This is a genomic window from Niallia tiangongensis, assembly GCF_044704065.1.
GTDB lineage: Bacteria > Bacillota > Bacilli > Bacillales > Cytobacillaceae > Niallia > Niallia tiangongensis.
The window spans coordinates 4,090,719-4,104,700 of the sequence record NZ_CP162613.1; the positions used below are offsets into that span (position 1 = coordinate 4,090,719).

Sequence of the window (13,982 nt, forward strand, 5' to 3'; positions counted from 1 at the left end):
ATTAATTCAATTCCTTTCCGACATAATGACAGGCGACAAAATGATTCGGCTCTGCTTCTTTCCACTCTGGTTTCGATTGTTTACATAAGTCAGTTGCAATCGGACAGCGTGTGTGGAATGGACAGCCAGAGGGCGGGTTCGCAGGATTCGGAATCTCCCCCTGTAAGCGAATGCGTTCACCCTTTGCACCAATTTTAGGGCGTGGAATCGAAGATAACAACGCTTTTGTATAAGGATGAAGTGGATTTTCATATAATTTTTCCGAGGAAGCTAGCTCCATCGTATTCCCTAAGTACATAACCAATACTCGATCGCAGAAATAGCGAACTACACCTAAATCATGGGAGATAAATAAATAGGTTAATTGATACTTATCTTTTAAGCCCTTCATTAATTTTAAAACCTGTGCCTGAACCGATACATCTAAAGCAGATACTGCTTCATCACAAATAATAAGGGAAGGATTAAGGGCAATCGCACGAGCAATCCCGATACGCTGACGCTGTCCACCACTAAATTCATGGGGATAGCGATCATAATGTTCTTCCTTTAGCCCTACTTCTTGTAAAAGCTCTATTACTCTTCGCTTTCTTTCTTCTTTTGATAGATTCGTGTGAATAACAAATGCTTCTTCTAATGCATTGCCAATTTTTTGACGAGGATTTAGTGAAGCATAAGGATCCTGGAAAATCATCTGCATATCTTTTTTAATCGCTTTTCTTTCTTTACTGGAAAGCTCCTGTGTATCTTGGCTTTGGAAATACACCTTTCCATCGGTTATTTCCTCTAAACCAAGGACGGTTCGGCCGAGCGTGGATTTTCCACACCCAGATTCACCTACTACTCCAACACTTTCTCCTTCAAAAACTTCTAAACTAACATTCTCGACAGCTTTCACATGACCTTGAACCCTTTGTAACAAACCGCCTTTAATAGGAAAGTACTTTTTAACCCCTTCTAATTTAAGAAGGGATTGTTTCTCGATCGTCTGCATGTATTTCCACCTCCTCCTGCAACCAGCATTTTACGCGATGAGCGGAATGAACCTCATATTCCTTGGGTGATTCTGCTTTGCATCTATCTGTAGCAAATGGACAGCGCGGATGAAAACGACATCCACTGATTTCTTCATTTAAATTAGGCAATGAACCTGGGATTGCTTCCAGTTCAAAGGACGGATCATCAATATTTGGTACAGAATGGAGAAGACCTCTTGTATACGGATGCTGCGGATTCGTAAATATGCTCTCCACATCGCCTTCTTCTACCTTCTCCCCAGCGTACATAACCATTACTCGATCAGCAATTTCAGCTACTACTCCCATATCGTGGGTAACCATAATCACTCCCATGCCGAGCTGGTTCTTTAAATCGTCCATCAAATCTAATATTTGTGCCTGAATCGTTACATCTAAAGCAGTGGTTGGTTCATCTGCAATCAATAATTGTGGACGGCATGATAACGCAATCGCAATCATGACACGTTGTCTCATTCCACCACTTAATTCATGTGGATATTGCTTCATTCTTTTTTCAGGGTATGGAATTCCTACCTGTTTTAAAAGTTCTATTCCTTTAGTATGAGCCTTTTGCTTTGATAATTGTTGATGAAGCATCAGCGGTTCTCTAAGTTGATATCCTATTGTTAAAACTGGATTTAAAGCAGTCATTGGCTCCTGGAAAATCATTGAAATATCTCGTCCTCTAATAGAACGCAGTTGTTCTTTAGAGAGCTTGGATAGATCTGTTCCATTAAAATCAATCGAAGACTCTTTATTAATATAACCATTACTCGGAAGAAGCCCCATGAGAGAAAGGGAGGTAATACTTTTCCCACAACCGGATTCTCCGACAATGCATAATGTTTCTCCCTTATCTAAATCAAAAGAAATTCCTCGTACAGCTGATAGATCTCCATCAGCTGTACGAAAATTTGTCCGTAAGTCTTTTACAGATAATAGCTTCTTTTCCATATTAATCCCTACTCTCTGTAAACTTTATATAGTGACCAAGTTCCTGTTGGATCAATGTCTAATCCTTTAACGGATTTATCGTATGCTAGTGTTACTACTCCATGATTCATAACAATGGCTGGTGCGTCTTTTACAAGAAACTCATTTGCTTCTTTCAGTTTTGCTTTACGCTCATCTTGGTCTACACTTTCACGACTTTCTTCTACTAATTTATCAAACGTTTCATTGCTGTATCTCACCATATTAGAAGAGCCAACATTATCGGAATGGAAATTAGGATATAGTAATTCACTTCCATCAGCTGTTGAGTTAGACCAGCTTAAGAAGTTCATTTCATAGTCGCCATTACGACTTGCATCTAAGAATGCCCCCCACTCCATTGTTTCAATTTTGATTTTGAAGCCTGCCTCTTGTAATTGAGATTGGCTGATTTCTGCCATTTTCATATAGTTCGCTCTGTTTGCCACAAGTAATGTATACTCTTTGTCGCCAAAGCCATTTTTCTCAACTAATTCTTTTGCTTTTTCTAAGTTAAAATCATAGCCAGCATCATTGCTTGCTTCATCATAGCCGAATACTTTTGGTCCGATAATGCTATTACCAGCTACCCCTAAGCCATTAAGTTGTTTAACATAAGCATCTCGATTTAATGCATATGCTACTGCTTGACGGAATTCAAGATTGTTCATCGGTTCCTTTTCCATATTAAATCCGTACCAATAAACAGGTGTACCTTCTTTTTTCTGTACTTCTACATTTTTAAGACCTTCTACACGAGATAATTGCTCGGTTGGAATTCCATCAATAAATTGAACATCTCCTGCTTGTAGCATTGAAATTGCAGTTGTTACTTCAGGTACTACTTTAAAAGTAATTTTGTCTAGTTTTGCCTCACCTTGCCAATAATCTGGATATTTTTCCAATACAACTGATTCACCTGGTGTCCAGCTTACAAATTTAAATGGACCAGTACCGACAGGATTTTTCATTAGATCTCCATTTTGATCAGCTTCTGGACTAACAATAGCAGCATTAGAATGAGAAAGTGCTGCAAGTAATGCACCGTATGCATACTTAGTTTTAATCTCTACTGTATATTCATCTTGTACATTGATCGATTCAATTGGTTCAAGCAGTGAAGCACGTGGGGCTGCAGTTGCTGGATCACGGAATTTATCAAAGGTATACTTTACTGCTTCTGCATTAAAGTCTGTCCCATCTTGGAACTTAATTCCTTCTTTTAACTTGATTATCCATGTTAATTCATCTGGATTTTCATAGGATTCTGCTAAAAGTGGTTCGATTTCCATTGTTTCTGAATTACGTGTAAACAATGTTTCATACACTTGCTCATTGACGGAAGAAGAAACGGAATCATTGGTTAAAATTGGGGATAATCCTACCACATCAGAAGTTGTCGCGTACGTTATTTCCTGTGCTACACTTCCCCCATCTGAGCTTGATCCTCCACTAGAACTATTCGAACAACCTGCTGCAACTAGCAGCAATAATGCCATCATGGCAAAAATAATCTTTTTCATAACTAACTCCCCTTTATCTATTTTATTGTTATTGATTGACTTTCATATTCGGATCGAGTGCATCTCTCAATCCATCTCCTACTACATTAAAAGCAAATACAGTTAGCATAATGGCAATCCCAGGAATAATTGTCATGTGTGGAGATGTCCACATATATGCCTGTCCTTGCGAAATCATTGCTCCCCATTCAGGTGTTGGCGGCTGAGCACCTAATCCTAAATAACTAAGTGAGGCAGTAGATAAAATAGCAGTTGCCATACGCATGGTCGCAAATACAATGATAGGTGCTGTACAGTTTGGCAAAATATGCTTAAACATAATGCGTAAATCGCTTGCTCCTAGTGATTTCATTGCCAAGACATATTCTTGCTTTTTCACGGATAAAACAGAACCTCTGACAATCCTCGCACAAGAAGGAATGGACCAGATACTGATTGCAATCGCCACATTTACTAAACTAGTTCCAAGTACTGCAATAATAAGCATTGCAAGTAAAATACCTGGGAAAGAAAATAATAAATCTACGATTCTCATGATTATTCCATCTAATTTACGGTAATAGCCTGCCAGTAAACCTAATGTAATGCCGCCTACTAATCCAAGAGTCACAGCAATACTACCTACTACAAGAGAAATTCTTGCTCCATAAGCAATTCTGCTCCACATATCACGCCCATAATTATCTGTACCGAGCCAATGCCCTTCAGTGAACATCGGTAATTCCGTTGCCTCTAAGTTTTGGCGAGCAGGATCATAACTAGTTATAAGAGGTGCTGCAATTGCGATTGCCACCTGTAAAAAAATGATGATCAGCCCAATAACTGCTAAGCGATTTCTTATCAATTTTTTCCAAGTAGATAAGAGAAAGGAATCTTTTTTCATCTTCTTGACAACTGATGACACTTGAGGGTTTGTTACAGTTTCCATAGGTTTCCTCCTTTCCTAATTGTCATAGCTAATTCTCGGATCTATAAACACATAAATTATGTCGACGATTAAATTGACTAAAACAAAGAGAGAAGCTACCAATAATACAGAACCCTGAACCATTGGAAAATCTCTTGAAGCAATCGCATCAATCATCAATCTTCCAACTCCGTTTATCGCAAAAACTTGTTCCGTAATAATCGTTCCCCCTAATAATGCTCCAAAGTTAACGCCGATTACGGTAATGACTGGAATCATTGCATTTTTTAATGCGTGGACACCAATAATGGAACTTTCTTTTACCCCTTTTGCTCTTGCTGTTCGTACATAATCAGCTTGAATGACTTCTAGCATCGAAGATCGACTCATCCTTGCAATCATTGCGGCTGATCCTGTTCCTAATGTAATAGCAGGCAGAATTAACTGCTGCATTCCTTCTATCGTCCAAAACGGAGCATCTAATCCTCCGACCGGAAATATTTGCAAATTCACTGCAAAGACTAGGATTAAGATGGAGCCTAGCCAAAAGTTAGGAATCGATATCCCACCTAAAGAAAATACAGTGCTAAATACATCCAGCCATGAATTTTGTTTAAGTGCGGAAATAATACCAGCAACCAACCCAATGACAATTGCTACAATGATACTTGCTATCGCTAAATTCAAAGTATTCGGAAATCTAATAGCGATAGCTTCTGATACGGATTGTTTAGTCTGATAAGAATAACCTAGGTCACCCTGTAAGACATTTTTCAAATAATCCCAATACTGTACGAGAAAAGGTTTGTTCAATCCTAAGCTTTCTTTAATCGCATCGATATCAGAAGAAGATGCTGTTGGTCCTGCTATGATAGATGCTGGATCACCTGGCGCCAAATGCATACTAGCAAAAACCAAGAAAGATATTCCAATTAATAAAAGTACAAGTTGAAATAGTCTTCTAATTATCATCGAAATCAACCGTCTCACCTTCCTCTCTTTGTAAAAATAACCAATTTTAGCTTTCAAAAGTAAATTAAATCTCTTTATTTAATTAACAAACGAAAGCAAATATTTAATATTCATGATTATAAGACAGTTATTGTAAGAATTCTAGTGATTTTTCAAAAAAATTTAACAATTTTATTTATTCTATATTTATAGAATTCTTGTAAACCTTTTCGCTTCTCTAGTATTTAGTTTTTCGAAATAATAATATATTTTTCACAAGAGAAAGCTAATGAAGTGGAAAAGTAAGAATTGGAGAACCAACCTTCTAATTTTCATACAAAAATGGGTATTTTTATACATTTATTAAGTGAAGGGAGGATTACCTTTTAAAAGAAATGCTCTTTTGATTTGGAATAAAGAAGGGAATTACTATTCCAAAAAAACAAAAAATTCCATCATTTGGATTTTGATTTTCTTGAAAAAATTTGTAGAATTTTGCAAAGAAATAACTGGTTATAGGATGATATTTCCTTTTTTTATAATATACTCAACTTTCGCAGACCAAATTAGGCAGGTAAGCGCTGATGTAGCTCGGTAAACCTGCAATCCAATGTGATAGTTGATTTTTGAGTAATTGTTGTGTTTGTTTGTTCGTCTTCTTCAAGACATCTTGAAGAAGCTCGATTAATTGCTGTAATGCGACAGCCCAATCAAGTTCATTCACTTCGTCACACAGGTCGTAAAATAAACCACCTAATGTACGTTCATCTGTGTGGCAACGATTTTGCCACGAGAGAACAATGTATCTAGTAAAGACGATCGTTGTATGGCTGATGAGTAAGTCATACGAGCGTCCTTGAAACTCTTTTTGTAAACGAAGAAGTGACTTCGTCGTTTTAAAAAACACTTCAATATCCCAACGTATGCCGTAAATACGGACAATTTCTTGTTCAGATAGTGTGCAATCGGTGCTTAAAATGGCAAGCCACTCACTCTTCTTATTACGGTTTTGAACGAACACGACTTTAACGGGTACGCCATTTGCCATCGTCGTCGTGATTGAACGAAGTAGCCCTTTCTTTCCTTGAAGTGGCGTCGCAGATCGATAGAGTTGTTTTAAGGAAAGCATTTGTCCATTCACGTTGTAGCGTTGCTTGGCGTTCTTCACCATCCCAATCACATCAAGCCCTTGTTCAACGATAGCTTTAATAAGAGGTTGTTGAGTGAACCATGTGTCCATTAATACGTAAGACGCTTCAATTCCCTTGGATAACGCTCGTTCAATCATCGCCGGAATTTGGTCAGGTGCAGACTGTAACGCTTCTGTACGGCGTTTATAACCAGAACATCGCTTATCAACTTCTTCATTGATTCCGTTAATGGAAGATGTTTTTGAGCTTAGTAAAGAGAAGTCAATTGGCATGAAAGTATGCCCGTCTGACCAGCCTAATGTAAGCATTCGAAATCCTTTATAAAATCGCATTTTCAAAGAAGCATGATCAAAACAACGGGCAAGTAATTCAACATTTTTACTGCGATTACGATCAAACGTAGAGTCGTCAATAATGAGCACTTTTGGACGGTCCTTTGATGTAAGTACACTGACTTTTTGAATGGTAGCCGCACTAAAGTGTAAAAGAAATTTCCTCCAAGCAAACTTGGAGTGATTTAAAAATCGATAGACGGTATCTTTGCCTGGAAAACAATCATTCTTTTTGGATGTGACAAGGGCAAACCAATTTTTTTGATGGAAAATCAGACAAAAAACAAGCTGAAACAAATAGGCACATGAAAACCCAAAGCTTTTTCGAATACCTGCGCGACGCAGGTGTTTTGACACTTGCAATTCAGAGAATACAGCAGAAAGTTCATTTGGTAGTTGCTCACTCAAGTGTTTTTCCTTTATCATGGAGAAGGCACCTCTTCTTTGTGGTAATGGTTTCTAGTCAATTCCACTATACCAAAGAAGCAGGTGCTTTTTCTGTTTAAAAGCACTCGTCAAGTAACATAATTAATAGTTCTTAAAGCTTTGATAGACTTACTCAAATGTCAATTTTCAAGGTGCGAAAGTTGAGTAATATACTATAAAAACTTCTGAATACGTTCTGTACAAAATTCTATTAAAAAATAAAAAAAAATCAAACCGAATTGATTTGATTTTCTTTGTTATGTATCAAATTTTTAAGCCATTTCTACTTTTAAATCTTCTTAGAAGGATATGGCTTTCTACTCGTGTAATGCCTTCTAAGGAATATAGTTCATTGTTTGTGAAGCTTTCTAATGCTTCAAAGTCTTCCACTAGGACGTGCATATGCAAGGTACTTGGCCCTGTCATTTGATAGCAGCTTGCTACCATTGGATTTTCCGCCAATGTTTGCGCTACTTGAATAAGGGAAGCTGGCTCACAGTCAACTTCAAAAAAGGCAGAAACCGTCTTGCCTACTTTTTCGGAATTGATGACAGCACTAAATTTTTCAATGATTCCATTTTCGATTAATTGGCTGACTCTTTCTCGGATTGCCACTCGTGATAAATTTAATTCTTTTCCAATCTCTACATAGGACAGCCTGCCATTTGCTGTCAGCAATTCTAATATCCTTTTATCTGTTTCATCTACTTTCATTTAACCACCACGCATCTTCTGTTTTAAATTATGTCTCATTATAGCCTTTACTTTAGAAATTAGGAAGTATTTTTTAGAATTTTCAAACTTTCTGGTGTGGATTACAAATTTGTTTGGTGAGTTTGTATATTGACTTATTTTGGTTTTAGTAGGAGGTAATGAAAAATACCTAGTTTAGAATTTAATTTGCTGTTTGTTTTCCGAGGCTGCGCCTGCAGGGTCATGTCTTTCTCGGTAATCCCATAATAGGAGTCGAGTGGTCGCCTCTCCAAACTAATGAAATATTGGCTTTCAAATCTCTTAAAAACCTATTTTCATTGAAACATTTTATTTACCTCTATAAACCTAAATTATTCACACTATTTCTTAAATAGGCAAATGACGCCTATGTAATCAGCCTTATCGTTGAAATTACATGCATGAAATAAATGAAAAAAGAATCCATTTCTGATATGGTTAAAGCAACTACGAAATAACCATCAGAAAGGATTCTTATAATGCCTACTTTACTGCAAATAACACTTGAGTTCAATCGGGAAATTAAATTATCCAACGACGGCGGAGAACTTTCGTCCGATACGGGAGAATTCCTCTTTAGAGAATTTGATGAAAAAATGGGTTTCTTTAAAACGTTAGCTCAACATTTAAAGCTGCAAGACACTAGGCGATACTCTATTCATTCAAATGAAAACTTACTTCGTCAAAAGATTTATCAAATCATTGCTGGTTATACGGAAGATGATGCAGCTGACCGATTGACGAAAAATCCTGTGTTTACCCAAATTATTGATACACATGCGTTAGCTTCTCAGCCGAGTTTATCTCGTTTTTTTAGACGTTTTGATAACCAATCGATGGAAGCGTTAAATCAGGCCAACCAAGAGCTTCTTGACAAAGTACATCAATACAGAGATTCAAAGGCGCTTATCTTTGATTTAGATTCTACCCATTCAGATACCTATGGAGACCAAGAAGCTGCAGCTTTCAACACCCATTATGGTACGGTCAGTTTTTTTATCCATTAGTAGCCTTTGATGGCGTAACAGGTGATTTCCTTAAAGCAAAGCTACGACCTGGAAATGTGTATACTTCAAATGGTGTAGTCGATTTTATTGAACCACTCATTGAGCATTACCACGAAAAGTTTCCAGAGACAACACCATTTCTTCGTGGGGATAGTGGATTTGCAGTCCCAGCTTTGTATGAGTTGTGCGAAAAAGAAAGCGTCTATTACGTAATTCGGCCTGAAATCAAATGCGAATTTACAACGAATCGCGGATGAACTCCATCTTTCGACTATCATTTCCGATGTTTCAAAGATGGAAATGTATTACGAAGAAACCATCTATCAAGCAAATTCTTGGTCGAAGCCTAGAAAAGTGATTATCAAGTCAGTACGTCCAGCTGGTGAACTACTGTTTACTCACTCCTTCTTTGTGACAAATTTAGTGGATGCCTTTTCGCCTAAAGCGATCGTTCTTAGTTATCAAAAAAGAGGAACGATGGAGAATTACATCAAAGAGGCTAAGAATGGATTCGGTTTTGATAAAATGAATAGCCATTCCTACCAAGTAAACGAAGTAAAAATGATGTTGAGTTTATTGGCGTATAACTTAACGAATTGGCTACGTACGCTTTGTTTTCCAAAAGAACAAAAGACGATGCAAATGGAAACGATACGGAAACGAATTATTAAAGTTGCCAGTAAATTAGTAAAGTCAGGACGATCCTTATACTTTAAACTCGCTTCCAGTTTCGTATACCAAGAATTCTTTTGGAAAGTACTTCAGCAAGTTCAAAGACTGAAATTAGAGTGAAAATTAGCTAGTAACCAATTTTTTAAACGCTGGATACCAGACCAAGGGAGTAGTCTGCCTAAAAACGGGACATATTCAAGAAATACTTTTAAAATCACATCTGAATGAAATCAAATTACTATGATTTCATTTTAAAGGGTGCGACTTTCATGATTTTGGCTTTAGCTATGTCTTAACTTCGAAGTATCAATAATTCAGGATAAAGTATGTTTATCGTTATTTTTATATTTCACTATATCTTCCTTTCAACTTTTTATGTAGAGTAGAGAACTGAATTCTAGAAGATAGCTGTCGGCTATCTTCTTTACTTTTGTAAAGAAAGTGACGAGGAGGGTATCCCCAGTGCCGTTAACTACTTTCCTTACATGTCGCTCTCCATACCCCGAGGGATTCTTCGGTGCTGTTCTTTCAAGTTCTTCACACCTTCCATGGTTTTCGCCCATCATCACGGGGCTCAACTTCCCTATTATCCTCTATGAGGGTTGTAATTGACGAGACGGCAAGATTCACTTTATGTTACAACCTATTAGTTTGCTAGCACTCTTTAGAAGAGTAACATTGTCACAGGGCTTCAACCTTAGGATTTCTCCACCAGTTGCCTGTCAGCTACTGAGCTTTTTGGCACTTACTCATATTGGACCTTCACCAATTAGCAATTAACGGCTTGCTGGGCACGCTAATGAATAAAACCTGCAGCTTTTCACTGCAGGTTTGTCTATTATTGTGCTTCGATCAATCCGTATTTTCCGTCTTTTCGTTTGTAGACGATGTTGGTGTTGTTTGTTTCAGCGTCTGTGTAGATGAAGAAATTATGGCCTAATAAATCCATTTGTAGGATTGCTTCTTCGCTGTCCATTGGTTTTAGATTAAAGCGTTTTTGGCGGACAATCTCTAGATCCTGCTCTTCTTCCTCAGCGTTTGCTGCGTTTTCGTAAGAACCGAATAGTTCATTTAGATTTCCTTTTTCTCTTTGCTTACGATTTACTTTTGTTTTATGTTTTCTTATTTGTCTTTCTAATTTATCAGAGATTAAATCAATTGCTGCATACATGTCCATATGGTCTTCTTCTGCACGTAACAGCAGCTGAGACATTGGAATCGTAACCTCGACCTTAGAAGTTTTGTCATTATACGTTTTTAAATTTACATTTACTTTTGCATCAGGTGTTTCAGAAAAATATCTTTCTAATTTGGATATTTTCTTTTCGACATACTCTCTAATTGCTGGAGTTACCTCAATGTTTTCTCCTCTAATGTTGAAGTTCATAAGTTACTCCTCCTTTATAATTTCCAGTGCAAGTCTTATTTTCCCCTAATGGTAAATAGAAATATACCAATAAGGAATCATTTTGACTATACTATATATTTCTAGCATCCCTTCTCAAAATCCTGCTAAAACGATAAGAAATTTCGACAAAATTGTGAACTTTTTTTAAAATATAATCTACTTTTTATTATTCCTTGGAAAATATTTCAACAAATTTTTCATGTCAGAAAATGTTTCAAATGAATGAGGAGAGGATATATATACAGCATAATTAAAACCTATAGTTCCATATGAAAACAAAGTGGCCGATTCCCTACTAAAAGAACTAGTTCTTTGAAAAAATCGGATAGGCAAAGGGTAAGCAAAACTAGCATTTTTTCTATCAAAAGTTAATCTTATTATTTTTAAACATCTATACATTTACTTACTCTATTTAAAAACATTTCGACATAATCTATGAGAAGCAGCCTATATTCCTAACAATAGATGGAATTGTGAGTGCCACTTGTCAGCTTTGTGTCGAGATTTATCGAAATTAATCTAAATATTTTTACAATTTGCTGTTTTATATTTGCTACAATGAACACATTAAGAAATTAACTTGGAGGTAAAAGAATGAGTGAAAAGATTTTACAAAATCAGCATGAATTAGAATTAAAAGAATTAGAAGAGGAAGAGTACTTTTATAAGCTATGGGAAGACGATCGTTTATAACCGAAATAGATCTCTACTTATTGATAGAAACGTGAGGAACATTTGCTTTTTAAGAGATGTTCTTAAAATTTGAAAACAACATGGAAAAATAAGTAATATCTTGCTTTCTCTTGAATTTCTAACAAATGAACTTTGACAACGTATACTGGAGGAATCTATTTTGAATAAAAAATGTATTGCAATGCTTTTAGCTGGTGGAAGAGGGACAAGACTAAAAAAACTAACAGAAGAATTAGCGAAACCAGCGGTACCATTTGGAGGAAAATATCGTATCGTTGATTTCACTTTAAGCAATTGCCGTAATTCAGGAATAGATACTGTTGGTGTATTAACACAATACCAGCCGCATGTACTGCAAAATTACATTAAAGACGGGAAAGATTGGGATTTGGACAGCAGAGATGGTGGACTTAGCATCCTCCCTCCATACCAATGTGGTACAGAAGAGCGCTGGTATGATGGTACAGCCCATGCTATCTATCAAAATATATCCTATATCGACCAGTATAACCCGGAATACGTTCTCGTTATTTCTGGTGACCATATTTATAAAATGGATTACAATTTGATGTTACAACAGCATATAAAAACTGGTGCAGATGCAACGATTTCTGTTACGGAGGTTCCTTGGGAGGAAGCAAGCCGCTTCGGCATCATGAATACAGATGCCACTAACAACCGCATTATTGATTTCGAAGAGAAGCCTGCTAACCCGCAGTCTAACCTTGCTTCAATGGGTGTTTATATTTTCAAATGGAAAACGCTTAAAAACTATTTACAAAAAGAAGAAAAAAATGAATTATCATCAAAAGATTTCGGGAAAGATATTATTCCTGCTATGCTTTTAGATAATCGCAAACTACACGCTTATACGTTTAAGGGTTACTGGAAGGACGTAGGGACAATCGACAGCTTCTGGGAAGCAAATATGGATTTATTATCGAAGGAAAGCAATATCTTTCTTAATGACAAAGACTGGACCGTATTTACCCACGAACAGTGCTTTGCCCCATCCTATATTGAATCTTCCGCTACCGTAAATCGCTCCATTATAAGTGAAGGCTGCGAAATTTATGGAACAGTAGAAAACTCCGTCATTTTCAATGATGTCATTATCGGAAAAGGATCAATCGTTAAAGATTCTGTACTCCTTCCTGGAACCGTTATCGGTGAAAATGTGGTAATCGAAAAAAGTGTTACTGCTTGTAAGGTGACTGTTGAAGATCACAGTATCATTGCTCCTGAGGATGCAGATTCGGAGATTGTGTTGATTGGGGAGAGTATTGAGAATAAACATACACGGGTTGGGTTGTCGAGAGTGATTTAACTGGTGGGACAGTGGGGTCAGGTTCCTTGTCCCAGTTCTCAGTGGGACAACGGGGTCAGGTTCCTTGTCCCAGTCTAACTTTAAATGGAAAAGGGAGCAAATATCCACATTATTGGATATTCGCTCCCTTTCTTCTGTTTTCATCTCCTTCTTCTTACTTTGCACGCTGAACAACGCTTTTGGATATGCCAGTAATTCTTGCGATTTGTCTAATTGTTACTCCTTCTATTTCTTTCAGCTTCTTTAAAAATTTATCTCTATCTTTTTTATTCATTTGCTGTAGGGTAGAATTATTTGGTATTCCTAAACTTCTCATTATCTTTAAAACTTCTTCATCGGCAATTTTAACAGAGTTATTCGCCTCTAAACAGTTATCTTCATTAATCTCACAAGAATATGCTTTAAATAATTCTAATGCTTTCTTTTCATCGTGTGAGAAGAGTTGAAGAGCCAGCTCTGTATCAACCAAATTAGGTTTATCAAGATACTCGCTTATGCTAGTCCATTTACAATTCAGAACATTCTTTGATACACCAGCTTTTAGTGGATTTTGATGAATATATCGAAGCACCGTTAAAAAATATCTCACATCTTCAACGTTCTCACTTTTAAATCGACCTTCAAACAAATGGCCGCTTCTTTCATATTTGGTATTATACCAATGGACATAGCTAGAGCTAATTCTCTTCACTACATCTGAAATCGATTCATCCGTTTCCTTGCATAAAAGATGGATATGATTATCCATTAAACAATAACCATATAACTTATACTTACAAATCTCCTTATATCTTTTTAATGTTTTTAAGTATTGGAAATTTGTCTTCGTTATCCTCAAAAATAATTTGTCTATTAATACCTC

10 protein-coding genes and 1 pseudogene are annotated in these 13,982 nt (G+C 36.7%); 2 read left to right on the plus strand and 9 right to left on the minus strand.

Features of this window, described 5'->3' with window-relative positions; translation table 11 throughout:
• Nucleotide 1: 1 nt before the first annotated feature.
• The 7 genes from AB3U99_RS19550 to AB3U99_RS19580 form a co-directional block, all read right to left on the minus strand.
• On the minus strand, nucleotides 2–994 hold the full coding sequence (locus tag AB3U99_RS19550) for an ABC transporter ATP-binding protein (RefSeq protein ID WP_400243340.1): 993 nt from the start codon (nucleotides 992–994) through the stop codon (nucleotides 2–4).
• Nucleotides 963–1,973 (minus strand): ABC transporter ATP-binding protein, encoded by a 1,011-nt coding sequence (locus AB3U99_RS19555; protein WP_400243342.1) that lies wholly within the window; start codon nucleotides 1,971–1,973, stop codon nucleotides 963–965. Before AB3U99_RS19555 ends, AB3U99_RS19550 begins: the two co-directional genes overlap by 32 nt.
• 8 nt (nucleotides 1,974–1,981) lie before the next feature.
• Nucleotides 1,982–3,514, minus strand: coding sequence for a glutathione ABC transporter substrate-binding protein (locus AB3U99_RS19560; RefSeq protein WP_400243344.1), 1,533 nt, complete (start codon nucleotides 3,512–3,514; stop codon nucleotides 1,982–1,984).
• A gap of 28 nt (nucleotides 3,515–3,542) precedes the next feature.
• Complete coding sequence (locus tag AB3U99_RS19565; RefSeq protein WP_400248125.1) at nucleotides 3,543–4,397, minus strand: ABC transporter permease; 855 nt, start codon at nucleotides 4,395–4,397, stop codon at nucleotides 3,543–3,545.
• Nucleotides 4,398–4,457: 60 nt separating this feature from the next.
• Nucleotides 4,458–5,402: a nickel ABC transporter permease gene (gene nikB, locus AB3U99_RS19570; protein ID WP_400243346.1), complete on the minus strand. Its 945-nt coding sequence runs from the start codon at nucleotides 5,400–5,402 to the stop codon at nucleotides 4,458–4,460.
• 517 nt (nucleotides 5,403–5,919) lie between these two features.
• The gene (locus AB3U99_RS19575; protein ID WP_400242778.1) at nucleotides 5,920–7,281 is read right to left on the minus strand and encodes a transposase; all 1,362 of its coding nucleotides are present in this window, start codon (nucleotides 7,279–7,281) and stop codon (nucleotides 5,920–5,922) included.
• 264 nt (nucleotides 7,282–7,545) lie between these two features.
• Nucleotides 7,546–7,995, minus strand: a complete 450-nt coding sequence (locus AB3U99_RS19580; protein ID WP_400243347.1) for an Lrp/AsnC family transcriptional regulator — start codon at nucleotides 7,993–7,995, stop codon at nucleotides 7,546–7,548.
• Between the two features lie 497 nt (nucleotides 7,996–8,492).
• Between AB3U99_RS19580 and AB3U99_RS19585 the strand changes: the two are divergent.
• Nucleotides 8,493–9,812: pseudogene (locus AB3U99_RS19585) on the plus strand (IS1380 family transposase).
• Between the two features lie 718 nt (nucleotides 9,813–10,530).
• Here AB3U99_RS19585 and hpf read toward each other — a convergent pair.
• Nucleotides 10,531–11,079, minus strand: coding sequence for a ribosome hibernation-promoting factor, HPF/YfiA family (hpf, locus tag AB3U99_RS19590; RefSeq protein ID WP_400243349.1), 549 nt, complete (start codon nucleotides 11,077–11,079; stop codon nucleotides 10,531–10,533).
• Between the two features lie 871 nt (nucleotides 11,080–11,950).
• Between hpf and AB3U99_RS19595 the strand changes: the two genes are divergently transcribed.
• On the plus strand, nucleotides 11,951–13,120 hold the full coding sequence (locus tag AB3U99_RS19595) for a glucose-1-phosphate adenylyltransferase (protein ID WP_400248127.1): 1,170 nt from the start codon (nucleotides 11,951–11,953) through the stop codon (nucleotides 13,118–13,120).
• Between the two features lie 154 nt (nucleotides 13,121–13,274).
• Here the strand turns inward: AB3U99_RS19595 and AB3U99_RS19600 are convergent, their stop codons facing one another.
• Nucleotides 13,275–13,958 (minus strand): transposase, encoded by a 684-nt coding sequence (locus tag AB3U99_RS19600; protein WP_400243350.1) that lies wholly within the window; start codon nucleotides 13,956–13,958, stop codon nucleotides 13,275–13,277.
• Nucleotides 13,959–13,982: the final 24 nt, after the last annotated feature.